16 protein-coding genes (1 of these 16 cut by a window edge) are annotated in these 16,624 nt (G+C 60.4%); 9 read left to right on the top strand and 7 right to left on the bottom strand.

Going from position 1 to position 16,624, the window contains the following annotated elements; genetic code table 11:
* The 4 genes in view from hemG to pepQ are tightly spaced (at most 36 nt apart) and all read right to left on the bottom strand, a layout consistent with a single transcriptional unit that may run on beyond the window.
* On the bottom strand, window positions 1-130 hold the beginning of the coding sequence (gene hemG, locus ACTG2J_RS00355; RefSeq protein ID WP_005339483.1) for a menaquinone-dependent protoporphyrinogen IX dehydrogenase. It extends 395 nt beyond the left edge of the window; the window shows 130 of its 525 coding nt (coding positions 1-130); its start codon is at window positions 128-130; the stop codon falls past the left edge of the window.
* Window positions 131-137: 7 nt separating this feature from the next.
* Window positions 138-1,595 carry a TrkH family potassium uptake protein gene (locus ACTG2J_RS00350; RefSeq protein ID WP_005339482.1) on the bottom strand — a complete coding sequence of 486 codons (1,458 nt, stop codon included), beginning with the start codon at window positions 1,593-1,595 and terminating at the stop codon, window positions 138-140.
* A gap of 36 nt (window positions 1,596-1,631) precedes the next feature.
* A complete protein-coding gene (locus ACTG2J_RS00345) occupies window positions 1,632-2,249 on the bottom strand; it encodes a YigZ family protein (RefSeq protein WP_113740782.1) in 618 nt (205 codons plus the stop codon).
* Window positions 2,249-3,571: a Xaa-Pro dipeptidase gene (gene pepQ / locus ACTG2J_RS00340; protein WP_439989121.1), complete on the bottom strand. Its 1,323-nt coding sequence runs from the start codon at window positions 3,569-3,571 to the stop codon at window positions 2,249-2,251. The genes ACTG2J_RS00345 and pepQ overlap by 1 nt, the downstream gene beginning before the upstream one ends.
* Window positions 3,572-3,762: 191 nt before the next feature.
* On the opposite strand from pepQ, the gene ACTG2J_RS00335 reads away from it, so the two are divergent.
* The 6 genes from ACTG2J_RS00335 (at window position 3,763) to ACTG2J_RS00310 (ending at window position 12,923) form a co-directional block, all read left to right on the top strand.
* Window positions 3,763-5,700, top strand: coding sequence for an acetoacetate--CoA ligase (locus tag ACTG2J_RS00335; protein ID WP_439989122.1), 1,938 nt, complete (start codon window positions 3,763-3,765; stop codon window positions 5,698-5,700).
* Between the two features lie 204 nt (window positions 5,701-5,904).
* On the top strand, window positions 5,905-8,052 hold the full coding sequence (fadB, locus tag ACTG2J_RS00330) for a fatty acid oxidation complex subunit alpha FadB (protein WP_439997060.1): 2,148 nt from the start codon (window positions 5,905-5,907) through the stop codon (window positions 8,050-8,052).
* Between the two features lie 21 nt (window positions 8,053-8,073).
* On the top strand, window positions 8,074-9,237 hold the full coding sequence (gene fadA, locus ACTG2J_RS00325) for an acetyl-CoA C-acyltransferase FadA (RefSeq protein WP_439997059.1): 1,164 nt from the start codon (window positions 8,074-8,076) through the stop codon (window positions 9,235-9,237).
* Between the two features lie 278 nt (window positions 9,238-9,515).
* A complete protein-coding gene (locus ACTG2J_RS00320) occupies window positions 9,516-10,238 on the top strand; it encodes a response regulator (protein ID WP_005339475.1) in 723 nt (240 codons plus the stop codon).
* Entirely contained in the window at window positions 10,235-11,680 is a 1,446-nt protein-coding gene (locus ACTG2J_RS00315; RefSeq protein WP_005339474.1) for an ATP-binding protein, read from the top strand. The genes ACTG2J_RS00320 and ACTG2J_RS00315 overlap by 4 nt, the downstream gene beginning before the upstream one ends.
* Before the next feature lie 4 nt (window positions 11,681-11,684).
* Window positions 11,685-12,923, top strand: a complete 1,239-nt coding sequence (locus ACTG2J_RS00310) for an ABC transporter substrate-binding protein (protein WP_113740786.1) — start codon at window positions 11,685-11,687, stop codon at window positions 12,921-12,923.
* A 75-nt stretch (window positions 12,924-12,998) separates the two neighbouring features.
* On the opposite strand, the gene ACTG2J_RS00305 is transcribed toward ACTG2J_RS00310, so the two are convergent.
* Entirely contained in the window at window positions 12,999-13,190 is a 192-nt protein-coding gene (locus tag ACTG2J_RS00305) for a hypothetical protein (protein ID WP_005339471.1), read from the bottom strand.
* A gap of 169 nt (window positions 13,191-13,359) precedes the next feature.
* On the opposite strand from ACTG2J_RS00305, the gene tusA reads away from it, so the two are divergent.
* Window positions 13,360-13,605, top strand: coding sequence for a sulfurtransferase TusA (tusA, locus tag ACTG2J_RS00300; RefSeq protein ID WP_005342448.1), 246 nt, complete (start codon window positions 13,360-13,362; stop codon window positions 13,603-13,605).
* Window positions 13,606-13,626: 21 nt separating this feature from the next.
* A complete protein-coding gene (locus tag ACTG2J_RS00295; RefSeq protein WP_113740787.1) occupies window positions 13,627-13,974 on the top strand; it encodes a RidA family protein in 348 nt (115 codons plus the stop codon).
* Between the two features lie 144 nt (window positions 13,975-14,118).
* On the opposite strand, the gene ACTG2J_RS00290 is transcribed toward ACTG2J_RS00295, so the two are convergent.
* Entirely contained in the window at window positions 14,119-14,775 is a 657-nt protein-coding gene (locus ACTG2J_RS00290) for an OmpA family lipoprotein (protein ID WP_005339468.1), read from the bottom strand.
* A gap of 129 nt (window positions 14,776-14,904) precedes the next feature.
* The gene (locus ACTG2J_RS00285) at window positions 14,905-15,477 is read right to left on the bottom strand and encodes a DNA-3-methyladenine glycosylase I (protein ID WP_113740788.1); all 573 of its coding nucleotides are present in this window, start codon (window positions 15,475-15,477) and stop codon (window positions 14,905-14,907) included.
* 222 nt (window positions 15,478-15,699) lie between these two features.
* Between ACTG2J_RS00285 and glyQ the strand changes: the two genes are divergently transcribed.
* Window positions 15,700-16,623 (top strand): glycine--tRNA ligase subunit alpha, encoded by a 924-nt coding sequence (gene glyQ / locus ACTG2J_RS00280; protein ID WP_005339464.1) that lies wholly within the window; start codon window positions 15,700-15,702, stop codon window positions 16,621-16,623.
* The last annotated feature ends 1 nt before the right edge of the window (window position 16,624 follow it).

Here is a 16,624-nt window from a genome sequence, read left to right as displayed (position 1 = left end):
GGTTGCACATCGGCAAGGTGTGCAGGTCGTGCATCACCACTTCGCATCCCGGCATCTGCTCCAGCATGACATCGACTATTTTGCGGGTTTGGCCATCCCGAGAGGAATAAAGCACCAGAATCTTGTCCATAACAACCTCAACTACGCCAGAATGCAGGAGTAAACAGTACCAGAAGCGTGAAAATTTCCAATCGGCCAAACAACATAGCCAACACCAGTACCCACTGGGCCGCTGGCGAGATATTGCCGAAGTTGGCTGATACCTCTCCCAAACCCGGGCCTACGTTGGTGAAAGCCGCAGCCACAGCGGTGAATGCGGTCACTTCGTTCAGCCCCGTCATCAGCAACAGCAGCATGAACATAAAGAAGAGAATAATATAGGTGGCGAAGTAGCCCCACACCGCCTCGACGATGCGCTCGGGCACCGCCCTATTCCCCAGCTTCAAGGTATAGATGGCTCTGGGGTGAACCAACCGCTTCAACTCGCGCATCCCCTGCATGAACAGGATCATGAAACGCATCACCTTGATGCCGCCGCCGGTACTGCCTGCACAACAGCCAATAAAGGCGGAGAACATCAGCAGCATGGGCAGGAACGAGGGCCAGTCGGCATAGGTCGTGGTGCTGTAGCCGGTGGTGGTACCCAGAGAGACCGCCTGGAACAGCCCGTGGTTGAGCGCCTCTTGCCAGGTGGCGTAGTGTCCGTGGGTCAGCAAGGCGACAAAGCAGATCATCACCAGAGTCGCCTGGATGGCCAGAAACACCTTGAGTTCAGAATCGTAAAGGTAGCGACCGAGCCGCACCGGGCGGTGAGAGAAGACGGTAAAGTGGAGCGCAAAGTTCACGCTGGCCAGCAGCAGGAACACCACGGTAATCAGGTTGATGACCGGACTGTTGAAGAATCCGATGCTGGCATCGTGAGTGGAGAAACCACCGACCGACAGAGTAGAGAACGAATGGCAGACCGCATCGAACAGCGTCATTCCGGCGAGCCAGTAGGCCAGCGCACAGAGCGCGGTCAGCAGCAGATAGATGAACCAGAGCGCCTTGGCCGTTTCGGCGATGCGCGGCGTCACCTTGGTATCCTTTACCGGCCCCGGGATCTCGGCGCGATAGAGCTGCATGCCCCCGATCCCCAGCAGCGGCAGTATGGCCACCGCCAGTACGATGATCCCCATGCCCCCCAGCCACTGCAGCAGCTGGCGATAGAACAGAAACGCCTTGGGCAGATTATCGAGCCCGGTCAGTACCGTTGCGCCAGTGGTGGTCAGGCCGGAAAAAGATTCGAAGAAGGCCTCCGAGACCGACATATCCGGCACGTCGCTCATGATAAAGGGCACCGCCCCCACACTGCCCAGCACGGTCCAGAACAGCACCACGATGAGGAAGCCCTCTTTCGAGCGCATCTCCTTCTTGTGATAGCGGTTGGGAAACCAGAGCACCACCCCGAGCAGCAGGGCGATCAGAAAAGAGCTGACAAACTCGGCACCACCACCATCCCGATAGCCAAAGGCCACCAGTGCAGGCAACAGCATGGTCGAGCTGAACAGCGCAACCAGCAGGCCAACAATGCGAATAATGCTAAGGATGTGCATTACAGCTCCCTTTCCCCAATTAAAGAGCGATGGATTCTAGCCATCTAAGGGGCTGAGGGATACCCGCCCATGAGTCCGGTCGGTCAATTCACGGTCCACCTGAGCCCAAACCAAGGACTCCCACGCCACCTGCAAGGTGACCTGCTGACCGTAATCCGCCGCCAGCAATTCGCCGTTGTGACTGCTGATCAGCGACTCGACTGTCCCCATGTCACCGTAATCGCAGTGAATGAGGGAGGGAGTGCGCGGCACCTTGAGCAGGGTGGGCAGCTGCTTGAGGGCGGCACCGACGCCGCCCCCATAGGCTTTGACCAGTCCACCGGTGCCAAGCTGGATGCCGCCGTAGTAACGCACTACCACGGCGCAAATTTCACCGATCCCCGAGCCCATCAACTGGGCCAGGATCGGCTTGCCCGCGGTACCGGACGGTTCGCCATCATCGCTGAAGCCATAAACCTGACTATCTTGCGGCGCGCCCGCCACAAAGGCCCAGCAGTGGTGGCGAGCGGCCGGATGTTGGCGCTTGATCTCGTTGACCCACCCCTTGGCCGCCTCGACGGTCGGGGTGTGGGCGATCAGGGTAATGAAGCGACTCTTCTTTATCTCTTCGGTCAACTCCAGCGGGGCAGCCGGAATAGAGTACGCTGCCGCCATCAGAGCCCTGCTTGTCTGGTCATGTTCTCCACCCCATTGGCGTGCAGCACCACGTTGTCTTCGATGCGGATGCCGCCGAACGGACGCAGCGCCTCCACCTTGTTCCAGTTGACCCGCTTGCCCTGTTCGCCCTGACGCAGCGGCTCCAGCAAACTGTCGATGAAGTAGAGTCCCGGCTCGATGGTGAACACCTGACCCACCTCCATCACCCGGGTGCAGCGCAGATAGGGGAACAGCTCGGGCGCCGCCAGGTGGGTGCCGCGCTCATCCTGCATGAAACCACCCGCATCGTGCACCTGCAAACCGAGGAAGTGGCCGAGGCCGTGGGGGAAGAAGACATTGGTCACCCCGGTGTTGATCATCTCGTCTACCGACATGTCCACCAGCTCGGTGGTTTGCAGCAGGCGCGCCAGCTTGTGGTGCATCTGCAGGTGCAGCTCGCTGTAGCGGCGACCCGGTTTGATCTCCTTGATGATCTCCTGCTGCTGCTCGTCGAGGGCGGCAATTAGATCGGCAAACTCGCCACGACGCCACGCCCAGGTACGAGTGATGTCGGAGGCATAACCGTGAAAATCGACGCCGGCATCGATCAGGAAGGAGTGGCGCTCCGCATCCGGCACCCGCACGGCGGACAAATGGGTGTAGTGAAGGATAGCCGCATTGCGGTTGATGGCGACGATATTGCCGTAGGGCGCCTCATTGGCCCCCTGCCCGACCGCTTTCATGTAGGCCAGATTGATCTCGAACTCGCTCGCCCCCGCCATAAAGGAGTCCTTGGCGGCGATATGGCCGCGCACCCCAATCCGGTTCGCCTCACGCAGGCACTCCAGCTCGTAGGGGGTCTTGTAGGCGCGGTGATAGTGCAGGTAGTTGAGTACCGCCTCGGGATTGGGCTGGGTCAGACCAAGCAGCTCGGCTACTTCCAGATGACCGCCCAGATAGGCCCACTCCTGCTTGTTGCCCGGCAGATGATCGGCGACTTGTTCCGGTCGGGTCAGGAAGCGGATATCGAAGAACTCGACCCAGAAGGCATTGGGCAGATCCGCCACCTTGTGCCAGAAATCGACCGGACGATAGAACAGCAGGATTGGTTTGTTCACCCCGTCCACCAGCAGCCAGCAGTGGGGATTGTCCAGCACCGGCAACCAGGCCTTGAAGTGCGGGTTTACCTTGAACGGGTAATCCTGATCATCGAGGAATATACGGTGGGTCTGGCCGGAGTGGATGGCCAGCCCGCCAAGTCCCTGTTGCTGCAGGATATCGCGGGTGCGTTGCTGCAAAGTATCGAGATGCTGGGCAAAAAGTTGGCTGTAGCTGCTCATGGCGTCCTGCTCCGAGGTGAATGTGATTGCAGCATAACATCAAGCGCTTGGCGGCTCGACCCGTCAAGCAGCCGCTTCGTGAGGTAACGCATACGTTACAAACGTGTTTGTTATCAACAGAGAACCAGCCGTTAACAAATCAAAAACAATTCAATACACTGCCGGTAGATACATGAAGTCAGGGATTACTCATGGACAACCTCTGCCTGTGGCAACCGGATCCGCTCGGGATTCAGCAATCCAACCTCTACCGTTTTATGGCGGAGGTGAACCGTTTCCACGGCTTGCAGTTGCAGAACTACCCGCAGCTTTATCAATGGTCGGTGGAGAAGACCACCCGTTTCTGGCCGCTGGTATGGCAGCACTGCGGCGTCAAGGGCGAGCTCGGCAACATAGTGGCGGAGAACCGTCAGGATATGCAGCGCACTCGCTGGTTCCCCGATAGCCGCCTCAACTTCGCCGAAAACCTGCTGCGCCGTCAGGACGAGAGCCCGGCCATCATCTCCCGCATCGAAGGTAGCCCAAGCCGTACTCTGAGCTGGGGTGAACTGGGGGAACAAGTTGCCCGGCTGGCTCAGTGGCTGCGTCATCAGGGGATTGGTCGTGGCGATGTGGTCGCCGCCTATCTGCCCAATATCCCGGAAACCGTGGTAGCCATGCTGGCAACCACCAGTCTGGGGGCGATCTGGACCTCCACCAGCCCCGACTTTGGCGAGGCCAGCGTGGTAGAGCGCTTCGGCCAGACCCGGCCGCGAGTGCTGTTTGCCGTGGATGGCTATCGCTACAACGGCAAGGCCATCAATATTCAGGACAAAGTAGTAGGGGTCGTCAGCCAGATCGGCAGCATAGAGCAGACGGTGATGATCCCCCTGCTCGGCAACCCGCTGCAGCTTGGCCACAACTGGCAGCAACTGCTGGCGAGCCAGCCGGACGCCAGCCTCCAGTTCGAGCCGATGGCCTTCAATGACCCGCTCTATATCCTCTATTCATCCGGCACCACCGGCAAACCCAAGTGCATCGTGCACGGCATCGGCGGCACACTGCTGCAACACCTGAAAGAGCACCAGCTGCACTGCGACATCAAACCGGGGGAGCGGATCTTCTACTTCACCACCTGCGGCTGGATGATGTGGAACTGGCTGGTAAGCGCCCTCGCCTCCGGCGCCACCCTGGTGCTCTATGACGGCTCGCCGTTTTACCCGGATGGCAATGTGCTGTGGGATCTCGCCCGCGACGAGCAAGTCAGCTTGTTCGGTACCTCGGCCAAATATCTTGATGCGCTGCACAAGCAGGGTTATGCCCCCATCAAGAGCCACGACTTGCCGTACTTGCGGCTGATCTGCAGCACAGGATCTGTGCTGTCGCCGGAGGGGTTCGACTACGTCTACCAGCAGATAAAGCAGGATGTGCAGCTCAGCTCCATCTCAGGTGGCACCGATATCTGCTCCTGCTTCGTCATCGGCAATCCACTCAGCCCGGTCTATCGCGGCGAGAGTCAGGGGCGCGGCCTCGGTCTCGCGGTGCAGGTATTCAACGAGGCGGGCCAGCCGGTGCAGGGGGAGAAGGGCGAGCTGGTCTGCACCAAGCCGTTCCCGGCCCAGCCCATCTACTTCTGGGGCGACGAGAATGGCGACAAGTACCACGCAGCCTACTTCGAGCGGTTCGACAACATCTGGTGCCACGGCGACTGGATCGAGCTGACCCCGACCGGCGGCATTCTGTTCTACGGCCGCTCCGACGCCACCCTCAACCCGGGCGGCGTGCGCATCGGCACCAGCGAGATCTATCGCTATGTTGAACAACTCGACGAGGTGGAGGAGAGCATCGTCATCGGCCAGCAGTGGCAGCAGGACGAACGGGTGGTGCTGTTCGTCAAGCTCAAGGCGGGCTGCAAGCTGGATGAGCCGCTGCGCGAGCGGATCCGCCAGCAAATAAAGCAGCACTGCACCGCTCGCCACGTGCCCGCCCGCATCCTGCAGGTGGATGCCATCCCCCGCACCAAGTCCGGCAAGATCGTCGAACTGGCGGTTCGCGAAGTGGTACACAACCGGCCGGTCAACAATACCCATGCCCTCGCCGATCCCGAGGTGCTGAACCAGTATCGCAACCGGCCGGAACTGGCCAGTTGATAACAAACTCACATCCATCCGGGGCGCCACAAGGCGCCTCTCTTTCGCCTGTTTTGTGATGAAGAGCTTTTACTCGAGATCTGTTAAACAAATGTTTTAAATAGGTGTTGAAAATGTCTCCTTTTGGATCAATAGTGAGCCTCGCCCCCTGCTGGGGATTAAGGAGCACCACTCCCCACTGAGTGGGAACAAGGAGACACTCTCATGATCTACCAAGGCGAAACCCTGTCGGTCAGCTACCTCGAAAACGGCATCGCCGAGCTGAGGTTTGATGCCCCGGGTTCAGTCAACAAGCTGGATCGCGCTACCCTGCTCTCCCTGAGCGAAGCGATCGCCGCATTACAACAAGAACGTGAACTAAAAGGTCTGATCCTCACCTCTGGCAAAGACGCCTTTATCGTCGGAGCCGACATTACCGAATTCCTCGAACTGTTCGATCTGCCGCAGGACGATCTGCTCGGCTGGCTGAAAAAGGCCAACGACATCTTCAATGCCATCGAAGATCTGCCGGTTCCGACCCTCTCCGCCATCAAGGGACACGCTCTGGGCGGCGGCTGCGAGACCATTCTCTCCACCGACTTCCGTCTGGCTGACACCACAGCCAAAATCGGCCTGCCCGAGACCAAACTCGGCATCATGCCGGGCTTTGGCGGCACAGTCCGTCTGCCGCGGGTAATCGGCGCCGACAACGCGCTCGAGTGGATCACCACCGGCAAGGATTACCGTGCCGATGACGCCCTCAAGGTGGGCGCCATCGACGCCGTGGTTGCACCGGACGCACTGCAGAGCGCTGCGCTGCAGATGATCAAGGACGCCATCGCGGGCAAGCTGGACTGGCAGAGCCGTCGCGCCGCCAAGAAAGCCCCGCTGCGCCTCTCCAAACTGGAAGCCATGATGAGCTTCACCACCGCCGCCGGCATGGTTGCCGCCGTGGCGGGCAAACACTATCCGGCGCCGATGACTGCGGTGAAAACCGTCGAAGCCGCCGCAGGTATGGGCCGTGACGAGGCGCTGGTCGTTGAAGCACAGGGCTTTATCAAGCTGGCCAAGACCGATGTCGCCAAGGCACTGGTCGGTATCTTCCTGAACGATCAGCACATCAAGGCGCTGGCCAAGAAGGCGGCCAAGCAGGCGAGCAAGGCCACTGGCCACGCCGCCGTACTGGGTGCCGGCATCATGGGTGGCGGCATCGCCTACCAGTCTGCCAGCAAGGGCATTCCGGCGGTGATGAAGGATATCAACGAGAAGGCGCTGGCACTTGGCATGAATGAGGCCACCAAGCTGCTCAATGGCCAGCTCGAGAAGGGCCGCATCGATGGCATCAAGATGGGCCAGGTGCTCTCTGCCATTACCCCGACCCTCAGCTATGACAACGTCAAAGGCGTGGACGTCGTAGTCGAAGCCGTGGTCGAGAATCCCAAGGTGAAAGCCGCCGTACTGGGCGAAGTGGAAGGGATCATTGGCGAAGACGCCGTGCTCGCCAGCAACACCTCCACCATCCCAATCTCCCTGCTGGCCAAGGGGCTGAAGCGCCCGCAGAACTTCTGCGGCATGCACTTCTTCAACCCGGTGCACCGCATGCCACTGGTGGAGATCATCCGCGGCGAGCAGACCTCCGATGAAACCATCAACCGCGTGGTGGCCTACGCCGCCGCCATGGGCAAGTCCCCGGTGGTGGTCAACGACTGCCCGGGCTTCTTCGTCAACCGGGTGCTGTTCCCCTACTTCTTCGGCTTCAACAAGCTGGTCGCCGATGGCGCCGACTTCGCTGCCGTCGACAAGGTGATGGAGAAGGAGTTTGGCTGGCCGATGGGCCCCGCCTACCTGCTGGACGTAGTCGGCATCGATACCGGTCACCATGCCGGTGACGTGATGGCGCAGGGCTTCCCGGCACGCATGAGCAAGGAAGGTCGCACCGCCATCGACGTGATGTACGAAGTGAACCGCTTCGGTCAGAAGAACGGCAAGGGCTTCTACGCCTACGAGCAAGACAAGAAGGGCAAGCCGAAGAAGGTGGCTGACGCCGCTGCTTACGAGCTGCTGGCCCCCATTGCCAAGCCGAAACAGGATTTCGACAAGGAAGCCATCATCGCTCGCATGATGATCCCGATGATCAACGAGGTGGTGCTCTGTCTGGAAGAGGGCATAGTCGCCACGCCAGCCGAAGCCGACATCGCGCTGGTCTACGGTCTGGGCTTCCCTCCCTTCCGCGGCGGCGTGTTCCGCTATCTGGACACTATCGGTCTGGATCGCTACGTGGCCATGGCCGACCAGTATGCCGACTTGGGCCCGCTCTACCGCGTCAGCGACTGCTTACGCGAGATGGCCGCCCAAGGCAAAACCTTCTACTGATTGCGGAAAGGAGATCCATTCATGAAAGACGTAGTCATTGTCGACTGTATCCGGACCCCGATGGGCCGGTCCAAGGGCGGCGCCTTCCGCAACGTGCGTGCAGAAGATCTGTCCGCGCACCTGATGAAATCCATCCTGCTGCGCAACCCCAACCTCGACCCGAACGAGATCGAGGATATCTACTGGGGCTGCGTGCAGCAGACCCTGGAGCAGGGCTTCAACATCGCCCGCAACGCCGCGCTGCTGGCCGGTATTCCGAAGCAGGTGGGGGCGGTTACCGTCAACCGCCTGTGTGGCTCCTCCATGCAGGCGCTGCATGACGCTTCCCGCGCCATTCAAGTGGGTGATGGGGATATCTTCATCATCGGCGGCGTCGAGCACATGGGTCACGTACCGATCAGCCACGGCGTCGACTTCCACCCCGGCATGGCCAAGTCGGTGGCGAAAGCCTCCGGCATGATGGGGCTGACCGCCGAAATGCTCGGCAAGCTGCACGGCATCAGCCGTCAGCAGCAGGATGAGTTTGCCGCCCGCTCCCATCGCCGTGCCTATGCCGCCACCGTGGAAGGACGTTTTGCCAAGGAGATCGTCGGGCTGGAAGGCCATGACGCCAGCGGCGCCCGCTTCTTCTACGACTACGACGAAGTGATCCGCCCGGAGACCACGGTCGAAACCCTGAGCCAACTGCGCCCGGTGTTCGATCCGGTCAACGGCACCGTCACCGCCGGCAGCTCCTCGGCGCTGTCCGATGGCGCCGCCGCCATGCTGGTGATGAGCGCGGATCGCGCCAAGGCCCTCGGCCTCACGCCACGCGCCAAGGTTCGCGCCATGGCCATCGCCGGCTGTGACGCCGCCATCATGGGTTACGGCCCGGTGCCGGCGACCCAGAAGGCGCTCAAACGTGCCGGTCTGACTGTCGGTGATATCGACCTGTTCGAGCTGAACGAGGCGTTTGCCGCCCAGTCTCTGCCTTGCGTGAAGGATCTGGGTCTGCAGGATCTGGTGGACGAGAAGGTCAACCTGAATGGCGGCGCCATTGCGCTGGGTCACCCGCTCGGCTGCTCCGGCGCCCGCATCTCCACCACCCTCATCAATCTGATGGAGGAGAAGGATGCCACCCTGGGGGTTGCCACCATGTGTATCGGTCTGGGTCAGGGCATCGCCACCGTATTTGAACGAGTGTGATAACCAGCCGGATCGACGGGATGCACTACTGAGAGTTGTCCCTTTTCGGGGCCAGTCTGACTGGCCCCTTTTCAAGTCTGTGACGATCGCCACACGGGGTGCTCGTCAGTGGTCAGAAGCTGTCTGTTGGCCGTCCCGTTTGGGTCGGCCTTTTTTCGTTTTAATCTTATCAATAGGCTGTTATTGCCTTAAACCTCACATTAGATAGGGGGCTTGCTTGCTTTTTACTCCCCCGACAGGTTCAATCTGCACAAAAAAATGGGTGGATGCACATACATATGTCAATGAGCAAACAACTGCTGATCGTCGATGACGACCAAGAGATCCGCGAGCTGCTCAATGAGTACCTGACCCGGGCGGGCTTTCAGGTATTGACGGCGGCGGAGGGCAACGAGATGCGTCAGCAACTCGCCCAGCACAGCCCGGACCTGATTATTCTGGACATCATGATGCCCGGCGAGGATGGTTTTACCCTCTGCCAGCAGATCCGTCGTGACTCCCAGGTGCCCATCATCATGCTGACCGCCGCCTCCGACGAAGCGGATCGGGTGATCGGCCTCGAACTCGGCGCCGACGACTATATCGCCAAGCCGTTCAGCCCCCGCGAACTGCAGGCCCGCATCAAGGCGCTGCTGCGCCGCGCCGAATTCCGCCAGCCGGAAAAAGAGAAAGAGCCGAGCCGCCGCCTGCGTTTTGCCGAGTGGACCCTCGACACCCTGAGCCACCAGCTGACCCATGACGATGGCAGCCTGCTGGATCTCTCCGGCAGCGATGCCATGCTGCTCGGCATGTTCCTGCAACAGCCCGGCGTGGTGCTGGATCGCGACACCATCTCGGATGCCACCCGCGGCCGCGAAAGCCTGCCGATGGAGCGCGGCATCGACGTGCAGATCAGCCGTCTGCGCCAGAAGCTGGGCGATAACGGCAAGAGCCCGCGCATCATCAAAACCATCCGCGGTAGCGGCTACATGCTGATCGCCGAGGTGCACGAGCTGCCATGAGCAACAAGTGGTCCTGGGGGGCGCTGGTGCCCCGCTCCCTGTTGTCACGGATGATCCTGCTGCTGTTGCTGGCCATCCTGCTCTCCCAGACCATTCTGACCGGCATCTGGATGCAGCAGATCCAGAAGCGGGAACTGGAGGGGATGCTCAGCACAACCCGCAACCTCGCCATGTCTGCCGCCTCCACCGTCAACTTCTTCAAATCCCTGCCGCTGCAATATCGCCACATCGCGCTGGACCAGCTGCGCAACATGGGGGGCAGCCGCTTCTTCGTCTCGCTCAACGAGGAAGAGATACACATCAACGCCATCCCCGACAGCGAACGCAAGACGCAGGTGCTGGAGGAGGTTCAGGGAGTGCTGACCCGCAAGCTCTCCGACGCCATGGCGATCAAGGTGGACTTCTCCCGACCCGATGACCTCCACGTCTTCAACAACGACACCCTGCTGGCGGATCTCCCCTCCTCCTGGGCCCGCTACACCCTGTCGCTGGAGCCGCTCAATCCGCCGGTGCTGGTGACCCAGATCGAGATTGAAAAGGGGGAGTGGCTCTATCTGGCGGCCCTGCTGCCCGCTCCCTACATGACGCTGGATGACACCGTCATGCCAAGCAACCAGGTGCGTTTCATCGCCCTGATGACGGTGTTCCTCTGCTTCTTCACCTTTATGCTGGTGCGCTGGCAGACCCGCCCGCTACGCCGTCTCGCCAAGGCGGCGGTGAATCTGGGCAAAGATATCGACCAACCTTCGCTCAAGGAGGAAGGAGCATCGGAAATCGTGGCGGCGACCCGCGCCTTCAACATCATGCAGCACCGCATTCGTCGTTATATCGACGATAGAGAGCGGCTGTTCAGCTCCATCTCCCACGACCTCAAGACCCCCATCACCCGGCTGCGGCTGCGGGTCGAACTGCTCGATGACGAGGTGCAAATCGCCAAGTTCAACAAGGATCTCGACGAGCTGGAGCTGATGGTGAAAGGGGCGCTGCAGACGGTCAAAGAGACCGACATTCACGAGAATATCGAGGAGATCGACATCAACGCCCTGCTTGAGCAGATGGCGGAGTCGATGAACCTGCACGACGAGCGGCTGACCATCGAAGGGCACTGCAAGTGGCCCTATCGCGGCAAGCTGCTGGCGCTCAAGCGCTGCATCGGCAATCTGGTGGACAACGGCATCAAATATGGCCAGCGGGTGCGCATCATCATCATGGATGACGAGGAGATGCTGATCCTCTTCATCATGGATGAGGGCCCCGGCCTGCCGGACGATCAGTTCGAGCGCATCTTCGAACCCTATTACCGGCTCAGCACGGATCAGGCCGGCACCGGCCTCGGCCTAGGCATCGCCCGCAACATTGCCCACGCCCACGGCGGCGATCTGGTGCTGGAAAATCGTCCGCAAGGTGGCCTGCAGGCCACGCTCTCCCTACCAAGGCAGTAACCTTATGAAGTGGTTGTCTTTTTCTGTCATCGCCCTGCTCTCTGCTCCCGTTGCCGCCTCCCAGGTGGAGGTGCTGCACTGGTGGACATCCGGCGGCGAAGCGAAAGCGGTCGAAGTGCTCAAATCCGAGTGGACCAAACAGGGCAACCAGTGGAACGACTTTGCAGTGCAGGGCGGCGGCGGCAAGAGTGCCATGACGGTATTGAAGAGCCGGGCACTGGCCGCCAACCCGCCAGAAGCGGCCCACCTCAAGGGCTACGAGCTCAAGGAGTGGGCCGGGCTCGGCTTCCTGCGCGATCTCACCCCCATGGCCGAACACCTCGGCTGGTACAGTCAGATGCCGCCCATGGTGCGTGCCACCCTCAGCCAGAATGGCGCCCTGATGGCGGTGCCCACCGGTATCCACCGGGTCAACTGGCTGTGGCTCAACCGCAAGGTGTTCGAGCTCAACAAGCTGACTCCGCCCACCGACTGGGCCCAGTTTGTCATCGTCGCCGACCAGCTTAAAAAACGGGGCATCACTCCGCTCGCCATCGGCAACGAGCCCTGGCAGCTGGCAGTGTTGTTTGAAACGGTGGCGCTCGGTGAGGGGGGTAAAGAATTCTATCGCAAGGCGTTCCTCGAGCAGGACAGCGCCACCCTGACCGGCCCCGACATGGTGCGGGTGTTGACCCGCTTCCAGCAGCTGCGCGCCTACGTGCCGCAAAAATACGCCGGTCTGAAGTGGCATCAGGCCACCAATCTGCTGGAGAGCGGTGGCGCCGCCATGCAGGTGATGGGGGACTGGGTGAAGGGGGAGCTGAGCGCGGGCAACTACCGGCCGGGTGAGGATATCGCCTGTCTGCCGAGCCCGGGCAGCGCCGGACTGTTCAGCTACAACCTCGACTCCATCGCCATGTTCAAACAGCGGGATCCGGCCCAACTGCAGGCGCAGGGCGATCTGGCCCAGCTGCTGATGACGCCGCAATTCCAGGAGGAGTTCAATCGGGTGAAGGGGTCGATTCCGGCGCTGACCAATCCCGACATGAGCAAGTTCGACCGCTGCGCCGTCCGCTCCTATCAGGATTTCCTGCTGGCGGAAAAGCAGGACAACCTGCTGCCCAGCATGGCGGAAGGGATGGCAACGCCGACCAATATGCGGCAGGCGATCCTCGATGTACTGAGCAACTTTTTCAACGACCCCAAGGCCAACCCGGAGCAGACGGCGCTGCATCTGGAGCGGGCGATGCGCTCGACCCGCTGATCCGGGCACATTGCCAAACGACAGAAATGACAAAGGCGGAATTGCTCCGCCTTTGTTGTTGAATCGTCATCCGATTCAGGATTGATCGTTCTCGTCCTCATCCTCGTCATAGTAATCGCTGAGCTCGATCCAGAGCCCCAACCCGACCATCACCATGGAGCCGAACCAGGTACCGGTGTTCCCGATCGGGCTGCCCATCACTATCATGGCGAAGGACAAGAACCCCATGCCTGCATAGGCTTGTAATCTGCCGTAGGAGACCTGCATATTCACCTCCTTGTTGAATATGGTTCAATTTTTATATTACTCGTCCGGCGCAAGCTGGATAGGGCCGAATAACATTTCGGTTACATATGCTGGTTGATGGGGCGTTTGTTTGATTATTTTTTAGCCCTGAGTATCATTGGCAGCCGAATAGGTTGAAGGTTGATAATAGATGAGTGATTTATTCTGCGATGCGACCCACGAGTTGGACGCAATCGGGCTTCGTTGCCCGGAACCCGTTATGATGGTTCGCAAGAAAGTGCGGCTGATGGCGGATGGCGAGACCCTGCTGGTCAGCGCCGACGATCCTTCAACCACCCGCGACATCCCCAGTTTCTGCCGCTTTATGGATCACACCCTGGTCGCCAGCGAGACAGAGCAGGCCCCCTACCGCTATCTGATCCGCAAGGGTCAATAAGCCCCCGTACCGGAGCACTCCATGACAACCATTACCCGAATCGGCACCACCCAGCGTTGGTCAGACGTGGTCATCCACAATGGCACCCTCTACGTGGTGGAAGTGCCCGTCAGCGAAGAGGCCGACATCCACCAGCAGACCCGCGAAGTGCTGGCAAGCCTGCAACGCCTGCTGGAAGCCAACGGCTCCGGCATCGACAAGATCCTGATGGCCAATATCTATCTGAAAGACATTCGGGACATCGCTGCCTTCAACGAGCAGTGGGATGCCTGGATCCCGGCTGGCACCGCACCTGTTAGAGCCTGTGTACAAGCCCGTCTGGCCCATGAAGGCTACAAGGTGGAAGTGCAGCTGACAGCGGCTGTCTAAGAGGCGCTTATCCCCCTCATCCCCGCCCCTTCTCCCACGAGGGGAGAAGGGAGCAAGCAACAAGGCGCCATTGCTCGCAACGGCGCCAATAGAAAGGCCCCACCATCACTGGCGGGGCCTTTTCGTTACCGAAACCTGAGCGACTTAGGCGGTCGGGGTCAGGGTAATGGTCACGCGGCGGTTCTGGGCTTTGCCAGCGGCGGTGCTGTTGGTAGCAACCGGCTGATCCGGGCCCACGCCGGTGGTGGAGATGCGGCTACCTGCTACGCCCTGACCAATCAGCTGGGCGGCAACGGCATCGGCACGATCGCGGGAGAGCTTCATGTTCAGATCGCGGGAACCTGTACTGTCGGTGTGACCGACCACGTTCAGGCGGGTCTTGTCGAACTCGGCAACGACCATGGCCACGCCGGAGAGGGTGTTGGCACCGGCCGCTTTCAGCTGGGAGCTGGAGCTGTCGAAGGTGACGTTGTTCGGCATGTTGAGGATCAGCTCATTGCCATTGCGGGTCACGCTGACGCCGGTGCCCTGCAGCTTCTCGCGCAGCTTGGCTTCCTGCACGTCCATGTAGTAGCCGATACCGCCACCCAGGGCCGCGCCAGCAGCAACGCCGGTCAGGATGCCCTTCTTGCGGTCACCCTTGCTGGAGGAGAGCGCACCTACGGCCGCACCGGCAGCGGCGCCAGCCAGCGCGCCCCAGGCACCTTTGGAGGTCTGGGATTCACCTGTGTAGGGGTTGGTGGTACAGCCGCTCAGGGCAACGGTCAGTGCCAGAGCAGGCACCAGGATCTTGGCTCGCATGAAAAAACCTCTGTGAAAACAATCCGGCACCATGCCGGGGGCCGGATTGTAACGCGCTGGCACGCCATTGTCTGACGCAAGCCTGAACAGATGGCGAGAGTGGTGTTTTTTTGGCCAATCGGCGGGCGGTCAGCGCGGTAACTGACACTCGGCGTGGCAAGGACAGCTGACCAGATGATCGTTCACCATCCCCACCGCCTGCATAAAGGCGTAACAGATGGTGCTGCCGACGAAGTTGAAGCCGAGCTTCTTGAGCGCTTTCGACATGGCATCCGACTCCGGCGAGGTCGCCGGAATATCGCCGTTGCCCTGCCGCTGATTGACGATGGGGGCGCCGCCCACAAAGCCCCACAGGTAGTCGGCGAAGTCGATCCCCTGCTCCTGCAACGCCAGATAAGCGCGGGCATTTCTGATGATCGACTGCACCTTGAGCCGGTTGCGGATGATGCCGGTGTTCTGCATCAGCCGCTCTACATCCTGCTCGTCGAACCGGGCAATCTGCACCGGATCAAAGTCGGCATAGGCGCGGTAGTAGCTCTCGGTGCGCTTGAGGATGGTGATCCACGACAGCCCCGCCTGCTGGCCGTCGAGGCAGAGCTTGGCAAACAGCTCACGCGAGTCATAGACCGGCCTGCCCCACTGTTTATCATGGTATTCAATGTATTCCGGGTCTTTGGTCACCCAGGCGCAGCGCAGTTCCATTTCCTCTCCCTCGTCATTTCAGCGGTTTGCCCGACCCTGCCCACTCTGCAGGCGGCACTGCTCACATCATATACCGGACATCCCGCCCGACCAGCCACAGCGCAGCACCATCCCGCGAATCCGCTGCAATTTCGCCTATTATCCGACCATGCCAGACGGTATACTCCCTCGGTTCACATTCAGCAAATCTTGCTCTGATTTTCACTTCGCGCGAAAAAAATTATGCAAAAATTCGATGTCAAAACCTTTCAGGGCCTGATCCTGCAGCTGCAGGACTATTGGTCCCGCCAGGGCTGTACCATCATTCAGCCGCTGGATATGGAAGTGGGTGCCGGTACCTCCCACCCCATGACCTGTCTGCGTGCCCTGGGCCCGGAGCCCATCGCCTGCGCCTACGTGCAACCGTCCCGCCGTCCGACTGACGGCCGCTACGGTGAAAACCCGAACCGCCTGCAGCACTACTACCAGTTCCAGGTGATCATCAAGCCTTCCCCCGACAACATTCAGGAACTCTATCTGGGCTCCCTGAAAGAGCTGGGCATGGATCCCGAGATCCACGACATCCGCTTCGTGGAAGACAACTGGGAAAACCCGACTCTGGGTGCCTGGGGTCTGGGTTGGGAAGTGTGGCTGAACGGCATGGAAGTAACCCAGTTCACCTACTTCCAGCAAGTTGGCGGCCTCGAGTGCAAGCCGGTCACCGGCGAGATCACCTACGGTCTCGAGCGTCTGGCCATGTACATTCAGGGCGTGGACAGCGTCTACGATCTGGTCTGGTCTGACGGCCCGCTGGGCAAGACCACCTACGGCGACGTGTTCCACCAGAACGAAGTGGAGCAATCCACCTACAACTTCGAACACGCCGATGTGGAGTTCCTGTTCCACTGCTTCGAGCAGTACGAGAAGGAAGCCCAGAACCTGCTGGCACTGGAAAAACCGCTGCCGCTACCTGCCTACGAGCGCATCCTCAAAGCCGCTCACTCCTTCAACCTGCTGGATGCCCGCAAGGCCATCTCGGTCACCGAGCGTCAGCGCTACATCCTGCGCATTCGCACCCTGACCAAGGCCGTGGCAGAGGCATACTACGCCTCCCGCGAAGCGCTGGGCTTCCCTATGTGTCAGCGCAGTGAGAACAAGCAAGGTTAAG

Origin of the sequence: Aeromonas sp. 6P, from assembly GCF_051919525.1 — a bacterium.
GTDB classification, from domain to species: domain Bacteria; phylum Pseudomonadota; class Gammaproteobacteria; order Enterobacterales; family Aeromonadaceae; genus Aeromonas; species Aeromonas veronii.
This window is presented reverse-complemented; position numbering and strand designations above follow the sequence as displayed.

Coding starts and splice junctions, on each gene's coding strand:
- ACTG2J_RS00320 (WP_005339475.1), top strand. CDS start 9,516: ATGTCAATGAGCAAACAACTGCTGATCGTCGATGACGACCAAGAGATC.
- ACTG2J_RS00350 (WP_005339482.1), bottom strand. CDS start 1,595: ATGCACATCCTTAGCATTATTCGCATTGTTGGCCTGCTGGTTGCGCTG.
- ACTG2J_RS00315 (WP_005339474.1), top strand. CDS start 10,235: ATGAGCAACAAGTGGTCCTGGGGGGCGCTGGTGCCCCGCTCCCTGTTG.
- glyQ (WP_005339464.1), top strand. CDS start 15,700: ATGCAAAAATTCGATGTCAAAACCTTTCAGGGCCTGATCCTGCAGCTG.
- ACTG2J_RS00285 (WP_113740788.1), bottom strand. CDS start 15,477: ATGGAACTGCGCTGCGCCTGGGTGACCAAAGACCCGGAATACATTGAA.
- ACTG2J_RS00305 (WP_005339471.1), bottom strand. CDS start 13,190: ATGCAGGTCTCCTACGGCAGATTACAAGCCTATGCAGGCATGGGGTTC.
- ACTG2J_RS00310 (WP_113740786.1), top strand. CDS start 11,685: ATGAAGTGGTTGTCTTTTTCTGTCATCGCCCTGCTCTCTGCTCCCGTT.
- tusA (WP_005342448.1), top strand. CDS start 13,360: ATGAGTGATTTATTCTGCGATGCGACCCACGAGTTGGACGCAATCGGG.
- pepQ (WP_439989121.1), bottom strand. CDS start 3,571: ATGAGCAGCTACAGCCAACTTTTTGCCCAGCATCTCGATACTTTGCAG.
- ACTG2J_RS00335 (WP_439989122.1), top strand. CDS start 3,763: ATGGACAACCTCTGCCTGTGGCAACCGGATCCGCTCGGGATTCAGCAA.
- ACTG2J_RS00295 (WP_113740787.1), top strand. CDS start 13,627: ATGACAACCATTACCCGAATCGGCACCACCCAGCGTTGGTCAGACGTG.
- ACTG2J_RS00290 (WP_005339468.1), bottom strand. CDS start 14,775: ATGCGAGCCAAGATCCTGGTGCCTGCTCTGGCACTGACCGTTGCCCTG.
- fadA (WP_439997059.1), top strand. CDS start 8,074: ATGAAAGACGTAGTCATTGTCGACTGTATCCGGACCCCGATGGGCCGG.
- fadB (WP_439997060.1), top strand. CDS start 5,905: ATGATCTACCAAGGCGAAACCCTGTCGGTCAGCTACCTCGAAAACGGC.
- ACTG2J_RS00345 (WP_113740782.1), bottom strand. CDS start 2,249: ATGGCGGCAGCGTACTCTATTCCGGCTGCCCCGCTGGAGTTGACCGAA.